The organism is Polaribacter porphyrae, assembly GCF_002954685.1.
GTDB lineage: Bacteria > Bacteroidota > Bacteroidia > Flavobacteriales > Flavobacteriaceae > Polaribacter > Polaribacter porphyrae.
In genome coordinates, this window is record NZ_MSCN01000001.1 from 2,315,668 (window position 1) to 2,339,455 (window position 23,788).

The following is a 23,788-nucleotide window of genomic DNA, read 5'->3' on the forward strand; positions in this document are numbered from 1 at the left end:
TAAAAGAAAGTATCTTTGTTTTATGATACATAAAGCTGGCTTTGTAAATATTATTGGTAATCCTAATGTAGGTAAATCTACTTTAATGAATGCATTAGTAGGTGAAAAATTATCTATAATAACACCCAAGGCTCAAACTACTAGACACCGTATTTTAGGTATTGTAAACCATGATGAATATCAAATAGTATTCTCTGATACTCCAGGAATTATAAAACCTGCTTATGAACTTCAGGCTTCTATGATGGATTTTGTTAAATCTGCACTTGAAGATGCTGATATTTTAATTTATATGGTAGAAGTAGGCGAAACAGCATTAAAGAACGAGGCATTTTTTAATAAAATTATAAATAGTAAAATACCTGTTATTTTATTATTGAATAAAATTGATAAGTCTAACAAAGAGGAAGTTGACGAAAAAATTGCATATTGGCGTCATAAAGTACCTAATTCATTTGTATATGTAATTTCTGCATTAGAGAAGTTTAACGTAGAGTCTGTTTTTTATAAGATTATTGAACTACTTCCAGAAGGGCCTCCTTTTTATCCTAAAGATCAATTAACAGATAAACCTGAACGTTTTTTTGTAAATGAAAAAATTCGTGAAAAGATTTTAATGCACTATAAGAAAGAAATCCCTTATTCTGTAGAAGTAGAAACTGAAAGTTTTATTGAAGAAGATAATATAGTTAGAATTCGCTCAATTATAATGGTAGAAAGAGATACTCAAAAAGGAATTATTATAGGACACAAAGGATCTGCTATTAAAAGAGTGGGAGCAGAAGCAAGAAAAGATTTAGAACGCTTTTTTCAAAAAAAAGTTTTTATAGAACTTTATGTAAAAGTAAATAAAAACTGGAGAAGCGATAAAAATCAGTTGAAACGTTTTGGTTATCAGCAATAAAAAAAGAGGCTTAAAAAGCCTCTTTTTTTTATATAACTAACAATGAGTTTATCTTATAATAATCTTTGATGTTCCAAAATCTACTTCTGAACTAATAATTTTCATAAATACAATTCCTGACTTTATACTAAAATTAAAATCTAAATTATTAATCCCTTTATTTAGATTTAGTTTTTTGTTCTGCAAAAGCTTACCAGTTACGTCGAACAAATACATAGTAGCTTTCGTGTCAACACTACTTAATAGAGCCGTTTTTACATTACCCCTTGAAGGATTAGGATATGTGGTAAATGTGTTATTATTTAAACCAAAACTATTTTCATTTACTTTGGATGAAGAAACGTTAGTATAAGTTATGTTTACAGTTGCTGTTGTAGCATCACCAGTATTATCTGTTATTGTATATACGAATGAGTCTGAAGTAAAACTAGAATTTCCTGAAGGAAAATATTGTATTCTATCATCTGAATAATCAGTTGGTGTACCATTATCGTTCACTCTAATTAATCTTCCTCCATTACTTGCTTCACTCAATTTTCCATTTCTTAATGATAACGCATTATGTGCTGTCATTGCACCATCTGAACCAAAGCTATCATTTAAAAGTACATCAATAAAAATAGGATCTTGATCAGAACCAGTACCTGTTCTTGATATATTAACTGTATCATCAACTGCAGTTGGTGTATCACTTGTTGGTGGTGTTACTATGCCAACTGTTATTATTACTGTTCCTTGATATTGATTTGAACCTACTGTTAAAGTATAATCGAATGTATCTACTCCTGTAAAGTTTGCTGGTGGTGTGTATAAAATCTTATCATCTGATTGATTTATTCCACTTGTTCCACCATCATCTAATGTTAATGTTCCTCCTTGAGAAGTTGTGCCTGTTAGGTGATTTGCACTGTTTATTAACATTCTTCCTACACCTACTGTTCCAAAATTATCATTAGCTAATACATCTATTACATTATCTGTGCTATTCTCGTCTACACTTACTGTATCATCTACTGCACCCTCTAATGGTGCTACTGGGTTTACAGTTACTGTTACAGTTGCAGTTGATGCATCTCCACTTGCGTCTGTAATAGTATAATTAAATGTATCTGTTCCACTAAAGCCAACTGGTGCTGAATAGTTAAACTCATCGTCTGTAGCATCTAATGTCCCTTTATTGTCTATACTGATTAATCCTCCATTAGTACTGGCACTATTCAATGTTCCATTGGTCATCGTTAAACCGCCATCTATTGCTCCATCACTTCCAAAACTATCGTTGGCTAATACATCTATTACATTATTGGTGCTACCAAAATCTACTGTTGCTGTATCATCTACTGCTGTTGGTGTGTCATTTGATGGTGGTGTAACTGCTCCTACTGTTACAGTCACTGTAGCTGTATAAATTGTTCCTTGACCCGCTCCAAGAGTGGTGCTATAAACGAGTATCGAATAATCAAAAGTATCTACACCTGTAAAATTAGCTGGTGGTGTATAAGCTATCTTGTCATCAGTTTTAGTTGTTGTACCATTATCTAATATCGCTATTGTACCTCCTTGTGATGTAGTTGTTGTTGCTAGATCTTGTAAATCTTTTAAATTGATAGCTCCATGAGAATTTGATGTACTTTGGATATCATTAGCCATTACATCAATTACATTATTTGAACTATTCTCATCAACACTTACAGCATCATCTACTGCTGGAGAAGTTACTTCCGCATTTACAGTAATAGTTACTGTAGCAGTTGCTGCATCTCCTGTTGCATCTGTTATGCTATAGGTAAAACTATCTGTTCCACTAAAACCTGTGGGTGCAGAATACAATACTACATCATCTGTATTATCTCCTGTTGTACCATTATCACTTACACTTATTAAACCTCCGTTTAAAGTAGCTGTACTTGTTTTACCATTTACTAATGTTAATGGTGCATGTGCACTTGTTGGTCCATCTGAACCATAACTATCGTTTGCTAATACTGATATTACATTAGCTGTACTTTCAAAATCTACTGTTATTGCATCAGCTACTGCTGTTGGTGTGGTTGCTGGTGGTGTTACGTTACCAATGGTTACTGTAACCATACCTGCATCTACTCCAATAGTTTGATATTCTATTCCATCTACTTGTAAATAATAGTAAAAAGTGTCTATCCCTGTAAAGTTTGCTGGTGGGGTATAAGCTATTTTATCATCTGTTCTATCTCCTGGTGTGCCACCATCTATCAAGGTAATTAATCCTCCTTCAGTAGTAGCTGCGGATAAATGATCTACACTAAAAATTAACATTCTTCCATAACCATTTACTCCTAAATTATCATTAGCCATTACATCTATAACGTTGTCTGTACTATTCTCTGCAACCGTTACAAAATCATCAACTGGACCTGCTAATGGTGCATCTGGATTTACAGTAACTGTTACAGTTGCTGTTGATGCGTCTCCACTTGCATCTGTAATAGTGTAATTAAATGTATCTGTTCCACTAAAGCCTACTGGTGCTGAATAGTTAAACTCATCGTCTGAAGTATCTAACGTTCCTTTATTGTCTATACTGATTAATCCTCCATTAGTACTGGCACTATTCAATGTTCCATTGGTCATCGTTAATCCTCCATTAATGGCTCCATCACTTCCAAAACTATCGTTGGCTAATACATCTATTACATTATTGGTGCTACCAAAATCTACTGTTGCTGTATCATCTACTGCTGTTGGTGTGTCGTTTGATGGTGGTGTAACTGCTCCTACTGTTACTGTTACTATTCCTCTACTTCTATCTCCACTTCCATCATAAATCCAATAATCAAATGTATCTACTCCTTGAAAGTTAGCTGCTGGTGTATAACGAATTTCTTGTCCTGGTATAATTACTGCTGTTCCTCCATTATCAGTGTTATCTGTTGTTATGAAAAAACCTTGTGTAATTAAGCCTGCTGACAAGTTTAAAAATAAGTCTGTAATACCATTTTCAACGTAAGTACCATCAGAACCAAAACTATCATTTGCTAATACATCTATTACATTGTCTGTGCTATTTACATCTACACTTACAGCATCATCTACTGCTGTTGGTGTATCTGTTGATTCAGGATTTACTGTGATTGTAACTGTTGCAGTGGCTGCATTTCCTCCTGCATCAGTAATTGAGTAGGTAAAACTGTCTGTACCACTAAAACCTGATGGTGCAGTATATAATACAACATCATCTGTTTTATCATTTATTGTTCCATTATCTGAAACGCTTATTAAACCTCCATTTAATGTTGCTGTATTCTGCTTACCATTTACTAATGATAATGGTTCATGTGCTGTTGTTGGACCTTCTGTACCATAGGTATCGTTATCTAGGATTGATATTGCTTTATCTGTACTTTCAAAATCTACTGTAATAACATCATTTATTGCTGTAATTTCTTGATTAACAATAACTTCTGATACTGTTATATATACATAACCATACCCTACTTGGGTAAAATTATTTCCAGACTCTCCTACTGAACATAAGTAATGAAACTCATAAACTCCTGTAAAATCTGGTGCTGGTGTAAATGATAAACTATCATCTGAAGTGTCATTTGGTGTATTATTATCTAACAGGGTTAATGTACCCATTTGATTAACAAATGGCTGGTCATAAATATTTGGTATTTGCACAAACATTTGTCCAACACTATTATTCCCTTTATTGTCATTTGATGTTGGGTTGAATACAAAATTTGAACTGTTTTTTTCTATAGTGTAATAATCATCTACTACTGCTGGATCGTTAGATTCTGGGTTTACAGTAACTGTTACAGTTGCTGTTGATGCATCTCCACTTGCGTCTGTAATTGTGTAATTAAATGTATCTGTTCCATTAAAGCCTACTGGTGCTGAATAGTTAAACTCATCGTCTGTAGTATCTAATGTTCCTTTATTGTCTATACTGATTAATCCTCCATTGGTACTGGCACTATTCAATGTTCCATTGGTCATCGTTAATCCTCCATTGATTGCTCCATCACTTCCAAAACTATCGTTTGCCAAAACGTCTATTACATTGTCTGTACTGCCAAAATCTACTGTAGATACATCATCTACTGCTGTTGGTGTGTCGTTTATTATATTAATAGTTACAGTAACATAGGTTTCTGTAGCACCTTCTTTAAAAAGATATTGGAAAGTATCAATACCTATAAAGCCTGTTGGAGGTGTGTATGCTATTTTATCATCTGTTCTTGTTTCTGTACCATTGTCAATAAGATTTATAACTCCTCCTTGATTTGTGGGTGCTGTTAAGTGAAATTGACTAATAATTAAGAAATAACTATTCGATGTACCATTATCATTAGCTAGAACATCAATAACATTATTATTACTATTGCTGTATACAGTAACTTGATCTGGGTTTGAAATTGATAAACTTCTAGCTTCTAAAGTATTACCAAAACTTAATATGGATAACAGAATAAGAAGAATATTTTTTTTACTAGTTGTAATTTTACTAATCATATTATTATTTACTTTTTAGGGTTTTAAAATCAAAAATTAATTATTTACCTAGGGGTAGTAAATATGTTTTTATCGAAGTAAGAGGAGGGGTTATTAAGATGATACAAAGATACAATAATTATTAAATTTTGAACCTCATCATTAAAGAGGTAATTTAGTCTCATGTATGAGTAAAAATCTGTAAAATCTTAAATTAGTGTTAAATAAGTCCGTTTTTAACAGCATACTTTATTAGTTCTGCTGTATTTTGGCATTCTGTTTTTTCTAAAATTGCTCTTCTGTATGTATCAACAGTATGTTTACTTATAAATAACTTATCACCAATACTTTTACTACTTAACCCATTAGACATTTCTCTAATTATTTCTATTTCTCTTTCATTGAGGTTAATCTTGTATTTGGTTTTAAAACGTTGTAAAGATTCTTTAAGTTCATCTATTGAAACAGGTTTTAAAAGGTAATCGAATACGGATGCTTTTATTGCTTTTATTGCATAATGAGAGTAAGCAGAGAAGAAAATAATTTTAGTATTTGCTATTCGTTTACCAACTTCATCAGCTATTTCTAATCCAGATAATTTTGGCATTTCTACATCTAACATCACTAAATCTGGTTCTTTCTCTAAAATGTATTTTAGCCCCTCTTCTGAATCTTCAAAAACTTCTAAAACTTCAACTTCTTTAAAGTTTTCGAATAATATTTTTAATCGATTTAAAGAACGGGGTTCATCATCTATTATTACAGTTTTAATTTTGTCCATAATTTTTTAAGTATATTTTTTAGAAAGTTTAATTTCTATTTTAGCATTGGTGCCTACTACTTTTTTATTTTCTATAATATTTTGTAGAGAATGATCAATATCTGTTTTGAATCTTTCTTTAAATAATTTAAAAATTTTTTTCATAATTTCTAAACCATTACCTGTACCCTTGTTATAATCTATCTTACTTTTTAAACCTTCACCATTATCATAAACATTGATAAAAAGTTTTCCTTTTTCCTTTTTAAAGGTAATATTTATTAAACCTTTTTTACCTTTTGGTAAACCATATTTAATAGCATTTTCTACACAAGTAAATAAAGAATGTTTTGGAAACTTGATTTGTTGATTTACATCATTATCTATGTAAATATAATAATCAAACTTATGATTTAATTTAATCTGTTGTAACTGTAAAAAGTTTTCTACATAATCTAATTCTTCTTTTATTGTTGTAGCTATTTTATCTGAATTTTCGAGAGTACTTCTCATAAATTTAGAATAACTGCCAATGAACTTATCTAATTCTAATTTATTATCAGATAATGACATTTCGCTAATCGTATTAATGGCATTGAATACAAAATGAGAATCTACCTGATTTTTTATATTTTTTAGTTGAAGATCTAAAATATTTTTTTCAAGTTCTTTTTTCTTTTTATCTCTGTATTGCTGTCCTTTAATTATAATAAATACTACTAATAAAATAATTAAATATATAGTTAAGTAAATAATGTATCTTAAATTATAGAATTTATTTTTATTATACTCAAAATAGCTCAAATCACTATCATGTACAATAAAGAAATACTTTTTCCCAGAATTTGAATATTTAACTCCATAGTCTCTTAAATAGTTTCCATAAATTCTCTTTTTAGTTTTGGTTTTAAAATTTGAGCTATAAAAAACGATGTCTTTATTTATATTTTTAAATGAAACCCATTCTTTAGTTCCATCATTGTTAATGTCTATGTAGTGAATATATCCTAAATCTTGTTCTATTTTTTTTGATTTGATAATTTTAAAATTAATATCAAAAAAATTTACAATACCAGACACATTGTTATAAATAGCAAAGCTATTTTTATTTAGTTTGATTATTGTACTATTCTTATCGTCTAAAAAACTATACTCTTTTAAAATATTGCCTTTAAAATCAATTTTAATTAACTTTGATGACATCTTTTTATCTAGAGACTGAAACAAAAAAATTGGATAAATTCCTGACTTATCTTCTAGATAAATTGGCTTTAACCTTCCTTTTGATTTTAAATCTATTGGACTAAATGTAAATTTTAAATTAGAATCTAAAATGAATAACCATGACGTTTTATCAGATTTTTTTATTTGAATTTTATCTAGTTCATTAGCGGTAGCAACGCTTTTTGATAATAGTTTATAATTACCGTTTTTTAAATCTATAACATCATTAAAATAAATTGTATTAATAAGATGATTTGATTTTTCTACTTTACCTGTTGTGTAATTGTATTTATAAATATTTCTTGGCTTTAAACCAAAACCAGCACTTATACTAAAAACAATCTCATTTATTTTTAGTATTTTTTTTAACTTATTCTCTCCTTGACTAGCTGAAAATTTATAAAAACCTTTATACACTCCAATTTTATCAACAAAAATTTTCTCTTTCCAAATTCCTTTATCAACAAAATGTTCATGGATATTTAAAAAAATAGAATCGTTTGATTTGGTTATTAAATATAATTCTTTAAAGCCATTTTTATTAATGTCTTGAAACCAATAATTACTGTGTTTAGCAAATTCTGAAGAAAGGTTATATTGATCTATTATAGCACCATTTTTATCTTGAAGAATATAAGAAGCTCTAGATGCTTGTTTACTTAAAAAAGTGATTTTTTCACTCTTTTTATCATTATCAATATCCTCAAAAATTACTTTCTTACTGCTCGCTAGTTTTTCTTTAGATATAAAGTTTATTTCATATTCCTTAAGTAAATCTGGCGTTAATGTAATAACAAAAAATGCTATAATTATAGAAATTATATAAGGGTTTAGTAGAAAAAACTTAATTCTATTAATTAGCTCCAAAAATCTAAAGATTTACAATATTGTTATACTCATTTCTATTTATCATAAAAAAATTATATCATTTGTTAATTTTTAGTAATAAAAGGTATTGTTTACTGAAAAGAACTTCAACTAAACTATATAAAAATATAAAAATCGTACACCTCATTAATGAGAGTATTTATTACTATTTGTAATATTTATAAACCCTCATTTTTAGTTTTATGTAGTTTTTTATCAATAAAAATATTATAAATGAGTCCTTTTAAATTTAATACAAGATAATACAATTTAAAGTTGCAGTAGATTTAAGGGTATAGTTAATTCATTCTGATATTTAATTGTTTTAAATATCATTTTTAAGATTAAGATTTAAAAAGAACGAATAGCTCTAACACGATTAGAAATATTTTTTAATACAGTAGATTCTTGCCCATTAGCGAAGTTTAAAACCCAAACTCTACTACTAGTTTCTTCAGTAGAACTCCAATACACATCATTTGTAAATGCTTCACCACCATTAGTTATTGCAGTAGCATTTATAGCAGATAAGTTTTGAAATATTAAATTAAGCTCATATTTACTGGGTAAATACCAATCACCATACATTATACTATTTTCTGTTATTTCTAATTCGTTACATAATCTAGCAGCATACAAATTATCATCATCGCCAATTGATGCATGAGTAGCAATTATAATCGAATTATTGGCTTTACCAGAAAACAAACCATTACCCTTTGCATGTGTATTACCAAAAGTACCCGCAAACCATTTTGTAGCATTACTTTGATTTATTTTTGAGCAAACCAAACCATGTTGTTCAGTTTCATCAACCCAAAAAACAACTCCACCATGTGCAAAATCACCTACTTTATATGTTTTTATAGCATTTGATTTTGGTTTATTCGTTAAATCATCATAATTTCCACTAAAAACATTTTCTGCTTTTTTTGCATGTAATGCATAAGGTACACTCAATAATTGACTAGTACCAGAAATGGTATAGTTAGTACCACCATCAAGATCTATTTCTGTTTTTACATAATATGTATTTGCTCCCCAATCTATTGTAGAAAAATTACCCATTACAACAGAACCAGTACCAATTTCTAACGAAACCAACCCATTAATATTTGTTGTTGGAGTATGAGTTTCTGAATAAATAACTGTACCTGAAACAGATGTGCTTAAGATACTAAGTTTAAACCCAACTGCCTTATTACCAACTATATTTTGATCTGCATTTCTAACAACAGCTTGAAAACTTATTTTTTCTGGGGTTTGACCATACATTACAAGCCCAATTCCTAAAAATAACAAAAGTGTAATTTTTTTCATTTTATTTTTTTAAAATTTTAAATGTTTTTAATGGTTTATCCTTACCAATTACTTTTAAAAGATAGATTCCTGTAGAATATTTTGAAATATCTATTGTTGTTTTTTTAAGATTAATGCTTCCTTTTTTAATAGCTATTCCTTTAATATCATACAAATGATATTTCAATTGCTTTAGACTTGTATTTTCTAAAATCAAATTTATACTATTTTGTATAGGATTAGGATAAACTACTGCCTTCAATACCAAATCTTTAAAATCTGAATTGCTCAAAACAAAAAGTTCCACACTTTGCTGAATACCTTCTAAAGAAGAACCATTAGAACTTGAGTTTGTAGTATAAAAAACTTGCCCCACAGAATAACTAACACTCCCATTACCTGTTGCCTCTTCACCTGAAGATAGTGTAGCTTTTTGGCTAAAAGTACCCAAAGCAGAAATAAGAAAGAAAATGAAAACTAGTTGTTTTTTCATATTTGCATTATGCTTTTAGTTGCTTTTAAAACTTCAATATCATCATTTATTTTAAAAGGGCAAAATTAAAATAAAAATACAACCTGTTTACACTCATTAATAATACTTCTAGTACTGTTAAATAAGATGTGAAAAAATATTTTAAATCACTTTAATAAAGAAACCATACTCACTTTTACGCATTTTTCTAGATGCAATTCTTACATTTGCACTAAATTTCACAGTATAATGAACAGTATTATTGCCATTGTTGGAAGACCTAATGTAGGTAAATCTACTTTTTTTAACAGATTAGTTCAAAAAAGAGAAGCTATTGTAGATGCTGTTAGTGGTGTTACAAGAGATAGACACTATGGAAAATCTGATTGGAATGGAAAAGAGTTTTCGATAATAGATACAGGAGGTTATACTATAGGTTCTGATGATATTTTTGAAGAAGAAATTAGAAAACAAGTAGCACTTGCTATAGATGAAGCTGATATTATTGTTTTTGTGGTTGATGTTGAAGATGGCATTACACCTATGGATGCTGAAGTTGCCAAAATTTTAAGAAAAGTAAAAAAGCCAATTTTTATTGCTGTTAATAAAGTTGATAATGCTATGAGAGCAGCTAACGCTGTTGAATTTTACAATTTAGGTTTAGGAGATTATCATACAATTTCATCAATAAATGGTAGTGGAACAGGAGATTTACTAGATGCAATCACAAAAAAAATACCTGATATAGAAATCGAAGAATCATCAGAAGAAAGTAAAGAAGAACAATTGCCAAGATTTGCTGTGGTTGGTAGGCCAAATGCTGGTAAATCTTCATTTATTAACGCATTAATTGGCGAAGATAGAAATATCGTAACCAATATTGCAGGTACTACAAGAGACGCAATAGATACCAAATACAATAGATTTGGTTTCGATTTTAATTTAGTTGATACAGCTGGAATTAGGAAAAAATCAAAAGTAAAAGAAGATTTAGAGTTTTATTCTGTAATGCGTGCTGTACGTTCTATTGAGTATTCTGATGTAATTATTCTTGTAGTTGATGCCACTCGTGGGTTTGAAGGACAAGATCAAAACATTTTTTGGCTTGCAGAAAAAAACAGAAAAGGTGTAGTTATTTTAGTTAACAAGTGGGATTTAATAGAAAAAGAAACCAATACCATGCGCGACTTTAAGGCTAGAGTAACAAAAGAAATTGAGCCTTTTACAGATGTACCAATTGTATTTATTTCTGCACTAACAAAACAAAGATTATTTAAAGCAATAGAAACTGCTGTTGATGTTTTTAAAAATAGAAAAAATAGAATATCTACTAGTAAGTTTAATGATACTATGTTAGAGATTGTAAAACATAATCCACCACCTGCAATTAAAGGTAAGTTTGTAAAAATTAAATATTGTATGCAACTACCTACTCCTACTCCACAGTTCGTGTTTTTTTGTAACTTACCCCAATATGTAAAAGATCCTTACAAGCGTTTTGTAGAAAATAAACTAAGAGAAATTTATAACTTTTCTGGTGTACCAATCACTATCTATTTTAGACAGAAATAAATTGTAATGCAAACCTTTTATTTTCGTCTAAAGTAATACTTAAGTACATTTTCGTAAATTTGTAATAAATACCAAAAAATGAAAATTAGGAAATCTAGTATTCTTTCTGATGTAGAATTGCCTTTACAGCTAAATATTTCTTTCAAAAAAGTCTTTGATATTTTTGAAAAATATGCACATGCAGATAATAAACATCATCCTTTTCATGAATCTGCAAAAATTTTTGTAAATCAGATAAGTAAACATCCAGAATTAGTAGATGGTTTTTCAGACATCTCTTTAATAGAAAAATTCCACGATCAAATAGATGTTTTATTAGATCCTTTATTTCCAGAAGCATTGGCAAATAATGAAATTAAAGCAGCCAGTGTACCTTTTTCTTTTACATCATTTAAATTTTCTACTCGTTTTGAAAATATATTAAATAATGCTGGTGATGATTATGAGCTAAAAGTTAGAAATTTTGAAGAAGATAGTATGTACATAATGGCTTGTACTTTTATTCTAGGCTTTGTATATAACTTTAGTATTGATGTAAAAAGACCTTTTTATTTTGATATTCCTGATAAAACAACAGGTACAATGAAATACTACAGAGCTGCTTTTAATGCAGATTTTTCTGACATTGAAGTATCTAAAGACGCTCCTGTACTAAACCCAGAAGATTTTAAAGAACTACTTAATAATTTTGATAATATAGATTTATGGAGAGAAAAGTTTCCTCCAAATAGTTATATTTTCAAAGGTTTTGGAGTCATCAACCTATTTGATGTCACAGCAGAAGAGATGGTTTCCTCTATAAAAGCCAATTTATTAGAAGGTGGTGATAATTTAATCTTTAAACTTCAAGATAATTTAAGAGATTTTTATAGTTTAAAAGATTTAAAACTTGGCTATTCTATTTTTGACAATACTAACTCAAAAGTTTGTAGTACAGATATTAAAACATCAAGTAGCATCATATTAAACAAAAAGGATGAAATAAGTTGTCAAACTGGTTATTTCTGTGAAGGTATTATGCAAAAGGTCTTCAAAAACCATGAAACTTTTATTATTTCTGATGTAGAAGAATATGGTAAGCGTACAAATAAAAATCCTTTTTATAAAAACTTATACGATTCTGGCATATTAAGCATTATACTTATCCCTATCAAGGCTACTAAAAATAATGATTTAGCTTTATTAGAAATAGCATCTCCAAGAGCTTACGATTTAAATTCTGTAAATGTAAATAAGCTCAAGGATATTATACCTGTTTTTGAAGCGGCTGTAAAAAGAACATCAGAAGAGCGTCAAAATATACTAGAAGCAACCATTCAAGAAAATTATACCTCTATTCATAATTCTGTAAAATGGCGTTTTTATGAAGCTGCCGAAAAATATCATATCGAAAACAGAACCAATGAAGAGGCAAAACTAGATGAAATAGTATTTAAAGACGTTTATCCTTTATATGGTCAAAGTGATATTAAAGGCTCTTCTTTAGCAAGAAGTACTGCTATTAAAGAAGATTTAGTAACTCAATTATCTCTTGCTATTACTGTTTTAGAAGATGCTTGTAAAACGGAAAAACTACCAATTTACAATGAATTAATGTTTAGAGTTTCTTCTTACTTAACAGAAGTAAAAGAAGGATTAAATGCTGGTGATGAAGTATCTATTCTAGAATTCTTAAAAAGGGAAATATACCCAGTTTTTAGACATATTAGAGACATTAATAATGAGCTTTCTGAAAAAGTAAACATTTATATGAATCGTTTAGATAAAAAATTAAACGTTGTTTATGAAAAAAGGAAAAACTATGAAGATAGTGTAATGCATATTAATGACAAGCTGGCTAGTTTTTTAGACAAAAAACAAAAAGAAGCCCAAGCTATGTTTCCTCATTATTTTGAGCGTTATAAAACTGATGGTGTTGAGTACAATATGTATATAGGGGAATCTATCACAAAAGAAAAAACTTTTGATAGTTTATATCTTTATAACTTAAGATTATGGCAACTAAAAGTGACTTGCGAAATGGAAAACCTAGCATATTTTGAAAGAAAAAATATGCAACACGATTTAAGAGTAGCCTCTCTAATCTTGGTGCATAGCAATGCTATGGCTATTAAATTTAGAATGGATGAAAAACAATTTGATGTTGATGGTGCTTATAATATTCGCTACGAAATAATTAAAAAACGTATTGACAAAGCTCATATAAATGGTACTGAAGAGCGTTTAACTGTACCAGGTAAAATTGCTATTGTCTATTCTCAAGAAAAAGATGCTATTGAGTATGTAAAATATATCAACTACCTGCAATCTAAAAATTTATTAGGTAAAATTGAGCATCTCGAATTAGAAGATTTACAAGGTGTTTCTGGTCTAAAAGCTTTACGTGTAGAAGTAATTTATCAAGAAGATTTTAATGCTAAAAACACCATAACTTTTAGTGATTTAATAAAGGAAATAGAAGCTTAATTTTTTTAATTAAGCTGTATATCCTTGCATTGCAAAGGCCACAGAAAAAGCAATAACACTTACTATTATACCAATCATAAATACGGTGTAAGTAAGCCTTAATAAACTATATTTTCTATTTAAAACCAAGCCTAAAAAGTATAAATCTTTGGTTAAAGATCCATAAAGATAGTCTCTGTCTTGCATCATTTCTTGAATTCCCCATTCGAAATCATCTAATTTCATTTGATGAAAATTACCAAAAAATAAAAGATTAACTTTTTTATTGGCAACATCTTCTTTGGTAAATTTACCTTGAGTAACATTTGGTCTTGTTGCTAGGATAGATAAAATCATACTTGCAACAGTAAATAAAATAAAAATTATAGAAGGCACCAATAAATAATCATTAGAAGGATTGTCTAATTTTGGAATTAAAGTAGAAAAAGACATTGAAATGATAATTGCATTTACAGACAATAAAATATTAGCTTTAGTATCAGCAATATCACTTAATGTAATATGGTTTCTTAATGCCACTCTAAACATCGTTTCGATACCTCTTTCTGGAGATTCAATTTTACCTTTTTTAAGCTCTAAAGCCTCTTGTTTTTGATTGAACTTTTTTAAATCTTGATTTAAATTTTTTTGACTTTTTATCAACTTCGCTAAATTTTTAGCTTTAGCTTTACTCCAGTTTTTTAATGCATAATCAGTATGAAACTTTTGTGTTACTGTAAAAAAATTAATATTTTCTTTAATCCATTCTCTATCTGTTAACTTTTTAAAGCCTGTAAGCTCCCATTCTTTCCTTAATAACGATGAATAGTTAGAAAATCTTTTTGATGCTAAATGTGCACAATCAGCATCGCTAATAACTCTTTCTAGTAAAGTGTTTGGGGTAGTACCCATTTTAGTAGCTAATATTATATCAGAAATTATAGCTATTCTATCTTCATTAACTTTTTTGCTCTTTAGCCAATCTGAAGCAATATTAACACTTTCTCTTTCATGGTTTTCAGCACCATGTATAAAACCAGAATCATGAAACCAAGCTGCAATCAATACATTTTCGATATCATTTTCAGAAACTTCTATATTATCACAAATTTCTTTTGCATTTTCAACTACTCTCTGTGTATGAGAAATATTATGATATACATAATTTCTATTCAGATTTTCATTAAGAAAATTTAAAATATATACTTCTGCTTCTGCAATTAATTTACTCATAATACTAGTTTTGTAAAATCAAAAATAAGGAATAAAAATCAACTTTAAATTCTTTATAATAAGTTGTAATTTTACACTTCTTTTTTAGACTAACAAAACATTAATAATATAGATATGCTAACTTGGAAAGAAGTCATCAAATTTGCTTCAAAAGGTAACCCAACTCCAGACAAAAGAGTTGAGAAAACCGACATAGAATGGAAGACTCAATTAACTACAGAACAATACAGAATTACAAGACTAAAAGGAACTGAAAGACCACACAGTGGTGATTTGTGTAGCATTTACGATGAAGGGCAATACAATTGTGTGTGTTGCAATACGCCTTTATTTGATTCTACTATAAAATTTAGTTCAGGAACTGGTTGGCCAAGTTTTACACAGCCAATCAAGGAAAATGTAATTAAATATCATAAAGACACTTCTTTTGGTATGATTAGGGTTGAAGTAATGTGTAATACATGCGATGCTCATTTGGGTCATGTTTTTCCAGATGGTCCAGAGCCAAGTGGATTACGTTATTGCATTAATTCAGAATCCATGATTTTAGATAAAAAATAACTAACAAGTTCCTTCCCTTTGGGAAGGTTAGAATAGGAAAATGAATAAAAAAATACAAATTGCCACTTTAGGTGGAGGGTGTTTTTGGTGTACAGAAGCAGTATTCCAAAAAGTAAAAGGTATAGAAAAAGTAGTGTCTGGTTATTCAGGGGGAAATGCTCCAGGAAAACCAACCTATAGAGAAATTTGTTCAGGATTAACAGGGCATGCAGAAGTAATTCAAATTACTTTTGATGCAAATATGATCTCTTACGATGATATTTTAGTCATCTTTATGACTACTCATGACCCAACAACGCTAAACAGACAAGGTGCAGATAGAGGTACACAATACAGGTCTGTAATTTTTTATCATGATGATGCTCAAAAACTTGTTTCTGAAGAGGTTCTAAAACAGCTACAACCTTATTTTGATAATAAAATTGTGACAGAAATTAGTCCTTTAGATATTTTCTACGAAGCAGAACAAGAACACCAAGATTTTTATAAAAACAATCAAGGTTATGGATATTGTAGTTTTGTAATTGAACCTAAACTTTCTAAATTAAGAAAATTACATGCTGATAAATTAAAGTAACCTGTTTTATGGATAAAAGGCCAACACTAAATAAAGACATATCAGTAAAAGATTTTACAGACTTCTATTGGTTAAAAAAAGAACTCATGCAATTTTGCAAAAAGGAAGATTTAAGAATAACTGGTAGTAAAATTGATATTTCTAAAAGGATTGCTGAATATCTAAACACAGGAAAAAAGAATGAATTGATTAAAAGTACAGAAAATAAAAAAACATCTACATTTAACTGGAAAACTGAAAACCTAACATTAAAAACCTTAATTACAGACAACTACAAGAGTACAGAAAATGTTAGAAGTTTTTTTGAAAAAGAAATAGGAAAACAATTCAAGTTCAATATAAAATTTATGAATTGGATGAAAGTAAATTCAGGAAAAAACTTAAAAGATGCTATTGAAGAGTGGAATAAAATAACAATTCAAAATAAATTAAGTTCAGCAGTTAAAAATATTGCCCCTCAATTTGAATACAACACCTATTTACGTGATTTTTTATTAGATAACCCAAAACTAAAAAGAAATCTAGGGATACAACTTTGGAATCTTAAAAAGCAATTAAGAGGAAATAATAAATACGAAAAAGAGGATTTAAACTTAATTAAAGATGATTAAATTATATGGTGCAGAAAAATGCCATAAAACGCAATATTATAAAACATTTTTAAAAACGCGTAATTTAGATTACGCGTTTTTAGATGTAGAACAAAATGAAGATTTTGCAGAAGAATTGCGTAAATTGTATGAAAATAGAAAATTAAATTTCCCAACAATTACAATCAATACTAAAAAGTTGAGAAATCCTTCTGATAAAGATCTTCAAAAATGGATTGATAAATTAATATAAATCCTGCAAGGTTTTTATAACCTTGTAGGTATATTCTGTAATATGAAACTTAACATAAAAGAAACTTTTACTTCAGAATTACCTTCAGATCCAAATCTTGAAAACTCAAGAAGACAGGTTACTGAAGCTGTGTTTTCGTATGTAAATCCTAAAAAAACGAAAGCACCAAAAGTGATTCATACTTCGCAAGAAATGGCTAATGAATTAGGAATTTCTGATGAAGAAACGAAATCAGATTTTTTTAGAGATATTGTTACTGGAAATGAAATTTATCCGAATACAAAACCTTTTGCAATGTGTTATGCAGGGCATCAATTTGGCAATTGGGCAGGACAATTGGGTGATGGAAGAGCCATCAATTTATTCGAAGTTGAACATCAAAACAAAAACTGGAAAGTACAATTAAAAGGAGCAGGAGAAACTCCTTATTCTAGAACTGCAGATGGTTTGGCTGTTTTGCGCTCGTCAATTAGAGAATATTTATGTGCAGAAGCCATGTTTCATTTGGGTGTGCCAACCACAAGATCTTTATCTTTAAGTTTAACTGGCGACCAAGTCTTAAGAGATGTTTTGTATAATGGAAATCCTGCCTACGAAAAAGGAGCAATAGTATCAAGAATTTCTCCATCGTTTTTACGTTTTGGAAATTTTGAAATTTTTGCTGCAAGAAACGATGTAAGAAATCTAAAAATTTTAGTTGATTATACTATCAAACATCATTTTAAGTATTTAGGAAAACCATCCAAAGAAACGTATATCAACTTTTTTAGAGAAGTTTCAGAACGCACTTTAGAAATGATTATTCATTGGCAAAGAGTAGGTTTTGTACACGGAGTTATGAATACTGATAATATGTCAATCTTGGGTTTAACCATAGATTATGGACCTTATGGTTGGTTAGAAGGTTTCGATTTTAGCTGGACACCAAATACCACAGACAGACAACACAAACGTTATAGATATGGAAATCAACCTAATATAGGACTTTGGAATTTATTTCAACTTGCAAATGCTTTGTATCCACTAATTGAAGAAGTAGAAACTTTAGAAGCTGTTTTGGCAGAATATAAAACGAATTTTGAGCAGAAATCATTAGCGATGATGAAATCGAAATTAGGTTTATTTGAAGATAATAAAAACGATTTAGGCATCATTCAGAATTTAGAAAACACTTTACAATTAGTAGAAACAGATATGACTCTTTTCTTTAGAAATTTAAGTAATTTTTCTGATGAAAATTCTAGTTTAAATGTGATTGAAGATTCATTTTATGATTATGAAAATATTTCTGAAGAAGTAAAACAATTATGGAAAACTTGGTTAAACACATATGCTGAAAGATTAAAAAAAGAAAAGCTTTCTAACAAAGAAAGAAAAGCAAAAATGAATGCTGTAAATCCTAAATATGTTTTAAGAAATTATATGGCACAATTGGCAATTGATGCTGCAGATGAAGGAGATTACACATTAATTGACGAATTATTTCAGCTCTTAAAAAAGCCTTATGATGAGCAAGCAGAACATCAAAAATGGTTTGCAAAACGTCCTGAATGGGCAAGACACAAAGTAGGTTGCTCAATGTTATCTTGTAGTTCTTAAAAATATATAAACAAAATTGAAAGGTTAGAAACAAAAAAATGAAATTAGGATTAGGAACTGCTGCTTTAGGAAGACCACAATATATTAATGTGCGCTTAAAAAATTGCGACAATTCAAATTTAGAAAAATTTAGGAAACAAAGTTTTCAAGTTTTGGAAGACGCTTATAATCTAGGAATCAGATATTTTGATACTGCTTCTGGTTATGGTTTGGCTGAAGAATTGTTGTTAGAATGGATACTAACAAAAAATGATAAAACTATTGAAGTTGCTACAAAATGGGGTTACACCTACACTGCAAATTTTGATGCAAATGCCAAAGTTCACGAAGTAAAAGAACATAGTTTAGCTAAATTAAAAGAACAGTGGAAATTCTCAAAACAACTTCTCCCCTATTTTAAGGTATATCAAATTCATTCTACAACTTTAGAAACTGGTGTTTTAGAAAATAAAGGAGTTTTAAAAGAACTGGCGCGTTTAAAAAAAGAGCACAATCTTAAAATCGGAATTACAACTACTGGAACAAATCAAGTAGAAGTGATTCAAAAAGCGTTGTCTGTTTTTGTTGATGGAGAGCAATTATTTGATGTTTTTCAAGTAACTTATAATATTTTAGACCAAAGTTTATTAGAAATCGTTGATGAATTACAGCAGCAAAATAAATCGATTGTAATTAAAGAAGCTTTGGCTAATGGACGTGTTTTTAAAAATGAAAATTATCCTCATTATCAAAAAATGTATACAACTTTAGAAAAATTGGCTCAAAAATATAAAATTGGTGTGGATGCAATAGCACTAAAATATGGTTTACAAACTATTCCAAATGCTACAGTTTTAAGTGGAGCAAGCAATACCAATCAACTTACAGAAAACCTAAAAGCAAATTCTTTGGTACTTTCTAATTATGATATTGAATTATTGAATTCTTTTAAAGTTTCTCCAGAATTTTATTGGGATGAAAGAAAGCAACTAGAATGGAATTAACACAAATTGCTTTTGGTGGTGGCTGCCATTGGTGTACAGAAGCTGTTTTTCAATCGTTACTTGGTGTTCAAAAAGTAGAGCAAGGTTGGGTTGCATCCACAGCAAAAAATAACACTTTTTCTGAAGCTGTCATTGTTCATTTTAACAGCTCAAAAATCAACCTAAAAACTTTAATTGAAATTCATTTATTAACACATAAAAGTACAAGTAATCATTCTATGCGTAATAAATATCGCTCTGCGATTTATTATTTTTCTATTCAACAAAAAATAGAAAGTTTAAAAATAATTGATGAATTACAAACAAGTTTTAGTAACAAAATTATTACACAAGTTATAAAATTTCAACAATTCAAACCTTCAACAGAAGAATTTCAGAATTATTATCAATCTAATCCAGAAAAACCATTTTGCAAAACTTATATCAATCCAAAACTGAAGTTTTTATTGCATAAATTTTCTAATCATATAGATAAAAGTAAAATAAGCCATTTAATTTATCAGCATTAAAGTTCAGTTTTAAATCTTAACTACTGAAAGAGATTACCAATAAATGTTCTGTTTTTAAAATAATAATTTATGTAGAATTGATTTTATTTAAAAACTGGATGAATATATATAAGTTGATTTGATAGCGTTATTTTAATTAAATTAATTTCATTAGTTTTATGGAAGTTCAAGAAACCCTTTTTTCTTGGTAAAATCACATTAGAAACTTTATGAAAACAACAAAAATCAACTATTTAATTCCACTCCTTCTAATTAGTGGTATTCTAATAGCTTCCAATTACTCCTCTTCATTTAATGAATATATTTCTATTGAAAAGAAAACATTGAATTCATCAGAAAATAAAGACAACTTTACCAAAATGATGGACGTTTTAACACATCCTAGATGTATGAATTGTCATCCAAGTGATAATGTTCCAAAGCAAGGAATTGATAGTCATCCTCATTATTTTGGAATGGAAGGTGGAGAAAAAGACCAAGGTTTTAAAGCTACTAAATGTGCTACTTGTCATCAAAAAGAAAACAATAATTTTTCTGGAGTTCCTGGGGCTCCACATTGGGGTTTAGCTCCACAATCTATGGCTTGGAAAGGGTTAACAAGACAAGAAATTGCTGCAGTAATTTTAAATCCAGAGAAAAATGGAGGAAAGGATCATAAAGGAGTTATCAAACATTTAACTGAAGATGATTTGGTTTTATGGGCTTGGAATCCTGGAGTTGATGCTGCAGGAAACAAAAGAGAAAAGCCACCAATTTCTGAAGAGGAGTTTAAAAAAGTAGTAAAAGAATGGTTTGCTGATGGTGCCATAATCCCTGAAAATTAATAGAAATGAATATAAAATTTACAATAAACAACAAACCAGTTTCTATTGATATAGAAGATGAAAACACACCACTTTTGTGGGTTGTTAGAGATATTTTAGATTTAAAAGGCACAAAATTTGGGTGTGGTAAAGCTGCTTGTGGAGCGTGTACTTTGCATGTAGATGATGTTGCTGTGCGTTCTTGTTCTTACGCAGTAAAATTTGCAAAAGATAAAAATGTAACTACAATAGAAGGTTTGGGTGATGTAGAAAATCCACATCCTGTGCAACAAGCTTGGATAGAAGAAGTTGTACCACAATGTGGCTATTGTCAACCAGGTTTTATGATGGCAACTGCAGCTTTGTTAAAAGAAAATCCAAATCCTACAGATGAAGATATTGATAAAAACATTATTAATATTTGTAGATGTGCAACCTATTATAGAATGCGAAAAGCAATTCATAGAGCAGCTGAATTAACTCAAGAATCTAAAAATTAAAGGATGGCTAAAAAGAAAATATCACGCAGAAAATTTTTGGTTAGAGGTGGTTTAGGAACTCTTGGAGTTTTAGCATTAGGAACCTATGTTTTTAGAAATCCAATTCGTAGGGAAATTATCGATTTTGCAGATTCGTTTGTTTCTCCATATTCAGGTACAGGAACTGAACCCAATTTATGGTTCGAAATTACAAAAGATAATACAGTTATTTTACATTCGCCAAAAGTAGAAATGGGACAAGGCACTTTTACAGGTTTGGCTCAAATTGCTGCAGATGAATTGGATATCGACATCAATCAAATTCAAGTTATTGCTGCATCTACTGCAAGCGGAATTGTAGATGGTTTAGGAACTGGAGGTAGTTTATCTGTAGCTTCTATGTGGATGCCTTTGCGTGAAATGGCTGCTACAATACGTAAAATGATTACGATTGAAGCTGCTAAAAAACTAGAAATCCCTGTAGAAAATTTATCCACACAAAATGGAATTGTTTCTGGAAATGGAACAAAAATTACTTATGCAAAGGCTGTAGAAAATGTTACAGAATGGGAAATTCCTGACACTCCAAAATTAAAACCTGTTGCTGATTATAAGTTGGTTGGAAAACCAGTAGCAAGAATCGATTTAAAAGCCAAAGTTTTTGGAGATCCAATTTTTGGTATGGATGCAGAAATGGAAGATATGTTGCATGCAGTTGTTATAAGACCAGAACATATTGGAGCTACTTATAAAAGTGCCAATTTTAACAAAGCTGCACAAATGCCTGGAGTTGTAAAAGTAGTTCAAATTGAAGATTGGATTGGTGTTGTTGCAAAAACGTATGCACAGGCCTTAGCTGCAAAAATGGAAGTTGATGTCGAGTGGAACATCCCAAAAAAATGGACAGAACAAGAAATTAGAGCACTTATTTCTGTTGGAAATGGAAATGAAGTGTTAGTGCAAAAAGAAGGCGATAATTTAGATGATGATGATAAAGAATTTTTAGAAATCGAGTTTAAAAGTCCAATGGGTGCACACGCACAAATAGAACCAAATGGAGCTGTAGCTTCTTACAAAGATGGTAAAGTAACTGTAATCCTTTCTACTCAAGTTGTGGGAATTACACAAAATCAAATTTCTAAAGCATTAGATATTGATACAAAAAATATCAATATTATTCCTACTTATTTGGGTGGTGGTTTTGGAAGAAGACTAAATACAAAACACGCTATTAAAGCTGTGCAACTTTCTAAAGAAGTTGGTCAACCTGTAAAATATTTTTTCACTCGAAAAGAAGAATTTCAAAATGATATGTTTAGACCTCCTACACATCACATTATGAAAGGAAAACTAAACGAAAAAGGACAAATTTCTAATTTAGAACATCATTTTGCAAGTGGAAATGTGGCTATAGATTCTGCATTATTGCCAGATATTGCTAATACAATTTTAGGTGCTGATTTTGGTGCAATTCGTGGAGGAAGTATTCATTATTCAGCTATTGAAAATATAAGAGCTGTTCAATGGCACAAAACCTTGCCTTTTGCTACAAGTTGGTGGCGTAGTTTAGGTTTATTGGCAAATACTTTTGCTATAGAATCTTTTGTAGATGAGTTGGCTTTAAAAGGAAATCAAAATCCTATTGAATTGCGTTTATCACAAATAAAAGATAATGAAGAAGGAATTCGTTTAAAAAACGTAATTAAAAAAGCACAAAAAGAAGCCAGTTATTCTGATGAAGTTGTAAACGGAAAAGCAATGGGTTTTGCTTGTTCTACAGATACAGGAACGCCCTGTGCACAAATAGTTGAAGTTTCTATTATAGATAATCAAATTAAAGTACATAAAGTTACTTGTGTTATGGATTGTGGTATTGCAGTAAATCCAGATCAAGTAAAAGCACAATGTGAAGGTGCAATGATTATGGCAATGAGTGCTGCAATGCACGAAAAAATGTATATTGATGATGGACAATTGCAACCCACAATTTACGGCCCTTATGATATGGCTTTGCTAAAACACGCACCTAAAGAAATTAATATTCATTTAATACAAGGTGTTGATAAACCTCTGCCTGTTGGTGAACCTCCTTTAGGACCAATTGCTGCTGCAATTGCAAATGCTGTAAGAAGAATCACAGGAAAAAGATTGACAGAAATGCCTTTAAAACTTTCATAAT

General features: G+C 29.7%; 19 protein-coding genes. 13 read left to right on the top strand and 6 right to left on the bottom strand.

The features are described 5' to 3' along the window. Positions 1-22: 22 nt before the first annotated feature. The gene (gene era / locus BTO18_RS10420; RefSeq protein WP_105016157.1) at positions 23-904 is read left to right on the top strand and encodes a GTPase Era; all 882 of its coding nucleotides are present in this window, start codon (positions 23-25) and stop codon (positions 902-904) included. A gap of 48 nt (positions 905-952) precedes the next feature. Here the strand turns inward: era and BTO18_RS10425 are convergent, their stop codons facing one another. The 5 genes from BTO18_RS10425 to BTO18_RS10445 form a co-directional block, all read right to left on the bottom strand. Further along, on the bottom strand, positions 953-5,404 hold the full coding sequence (locus BTO18_RS10425; protein WP_105016158.1) for an Ig-like domain-containing protein: 4,452 nt from the start codon (positions 5,402-5,404) through the stop codon (positions 953-955). A gap of 199 nt (positions 5,405-5,603) precedes the next feature. Beyond that, complete coding sequence (locus tag BTO18_RS10430; RefSeq protein ID WP_105016159.1) at positions 5,604-6,164, bottom strand: response regulator transcription factor; 561 nt, start codon at positions 6,162-6,164, stop codon at positions 5,604-5,606. A gap of 6 nt (positions 6,165-6,170) precedes the next feature. Then, positions 6,171-8,234 carry a sensor histidine kinase gene (locus BTO18_RS10435; RefSeq protein WP_105016160.1) on the bottom strand — a complete coding sequence of 688 codons (2,064 nt, stop codon included), beginning with the start codon at positions 8,232-8,234 and terminating at the stop codon, positions 6,171-6,173. Positions 8,235-8,585: 351 nt separating this feature from the next. Then, positions 8,586-9,554, bottom strand: coding sequence for an Lcl domain-containing protein (locus BTO18_RS10440; RefSeq protein WP_105016161.1), 969 nt, complete (start codon positions 9,552-9,554; stop codon positions 8,586-8,588). Between the two features lies 1 nt (position 9,555). Continuing rightward, positions 9,556-10,026, bottom strand: a complete 471-nt coding sequence (locus BTO18_RS10445; RefSeq protein ID WP_105016162.1) for a T9SS type A sorting domain-containing protein — start codon at positions 10,024-10,026, stop codon at positions 9,556-9,558. 228 nt (positions 10,027-10,254) lie between these two features. On the opposite strand from BTO18_RS10445, the gene der reads away from it, so the two are divergent. After that, on the top strand, positions 10,255-11,577 hold the full coding sequence (gene der, locus BTO18_RS10450; RefSeq protein WP_105016163.1) for a ribosome biogenesis GTPase Der: 1,323 nt from the start codon (positions 10,255-10,257) through the stop codon (positions 11,575-11,577). Between the two features lie 78 nt (positions 11,578-11,655). Beyond that, positions 11,656-14,043: a GAF domain-containing protein gene (locus BTO18_RS10455; protein ID WP_105016164.1), complete on the top strand. Its 2,388-nt coding sequence runs from the start codon at positions 11,656-11,658 to the stop codon at positions 14,041-14,043. Positions 14,044-14,052: 9 nt separating this feature from the next. On the opposite strand, the gene BTO18_RS10460 is transcribed toward BTO18_RS10455, so the two are convergent. After that, positions 14,053-15,255 (bottom strand): Pycsar system effector family protein, encoded by a 1,203-nt coding sequence (locus BTO18_RS10460; protein ID WP_105016165.1) that lies wholly within the window; start codon positions 15,253-15,255, stop codon positions 14,053-14,055. Positions 15,256-15,369: 114 nt separating this feature from the next. On the opposite strand from BTO18_RS10460, the gene msrB reads away from it, so the two are divergent. The 10 genes from msrB (at position 15,370) to BTO18_RS10510 (ending at position 23,787) form a co-directional block, all read left to right on the top strand. Beyond that, positions 15,370-15,816 carry a peptide-methionine (R)-S-oxide reductase MsrB gene (msrB, locus tag BTO18_RS10465; RefSeq protein ID WP_105016166.1) on the top strand — a complete coding sequence of 149 codons (447 nt, stop codon included), beginning with the start codon at positions 15,370-15,372 and terminating at the stop codon, positions 15,814-15,816. Between the two features lie 40 nt (positions 15,817-15,856). Further along, the gene (gene msrA / locus BTO18_RS10470; RefSeq protein ID WP_105016167.1) at positions 15,857-16,393 is read left to right on the top strand and encodes a peptide-methionine (S)-S-oxide reductase MsrA; all 537 of its coding nucleotides are present in this window, start codon (positions 15,857-15,859) and stop codon (positions 16,391-16,393) included. Between the two features lie 8 nt (positions 16,394-16,401). Next, positions 16,402-17,004, top strand: a complete 603-nt coding sequence (locus tag BTO18_RS10475) for a DUF6434 domain-containing protein (RefSeq protein ID WP_105016168.1) — start codon at positions 16,402-16,404, stop codon at positions 17,002-17,004. Next, positions 16,997-17,236, top strand: a complete 240-nt coding sequence (locus tag BTO18_RS10480; RefSeq protein WP_105016169.1) for a glutaredoxin family protein — start codon at positions 16,997-16,999, stop codon at positions 17,234-17,236. The genes BTO18_RS10475 and BTO18_RS10480 overlap by 8 nt, the downstream gene beginning before the upstream one ends. Positions 17,237-17,278: 42 nt before the next feature. Next, positions 17,279-18,835 (top strand): protein adenylyltransferase SelO, encoded by a 1,557-nt coding sequence (locus BTO18_RS10485; RefSeq protein WP_105016170.1) that lies wholly within the window; start codon positions 17,279-17,281, stop codon positions 18,833-18,835. 38 nt (positions 18,836-18,873) lie between these two features. After that, complete coding sequence (locus tag BTO18_RS10490) at positions 18,874-19,818, top strand: aldo/keto reductase (RefSeq protein ID WP_105016171.1); 945 nt, start codon at positions 18,874-18,876, stop codon at positions 19,816-19,818. After that, positions 19,809-20,327: a peptide-methionine (S)-S-oxide reductase gene (locus BTO18_RS10495; protein WP_105016172.1), complete on the top strand. Its 519-nt coding sequence runs from the start codon at positions 19,809-19,811 to the stop codon at positions 20,325-20,327. The genes BTO18_RS10490 and BTO18_RS10495 overlap by 10 nt, the downstream gene beginning before the upstream one ends. A gap of 209 nt (positions 20,328-20,536) precedes the next feature. After that, positions 20,537-21,151, top strand: a complete 615-nt coding sequence (locus BTO18_RS10500; RefSeq protein ID WP_105016173.1) for a hypothetical protein — start codon at positions 20,537-20,539, stop codon at positions 21,149-21,151. 5 nt (positions 21,152-21,156) lie between these two features. Beyond that, positions 21,157-21,630, top strand: a complete 474-nt coding sequence (locus tag BTO18_RS10505) for a (2Fe-2S)-binding protein (RefSeq protein WP_105016174.1) — start codon at positions 21,157-21,159, stop codon at positions 21,628-21,630. A gap of 3 nt (positions 21,631-21,633) precedes the next feature. Further along, positions 21,634-23,787 (top strand): xanthine dehydrogenase family protein molybdopterin-binding subunit, encoded by a 2,154-nt coding sequence (locus tag BTO18_RS10510; RefSeq protein WP_105016175.1) that lies wholly within the window; start codon positions 21,634-21,636, stop codon positions 23,785-23,787. The last annotated feature ends 1 nt before the right edge of the window (position 23,788 follow it).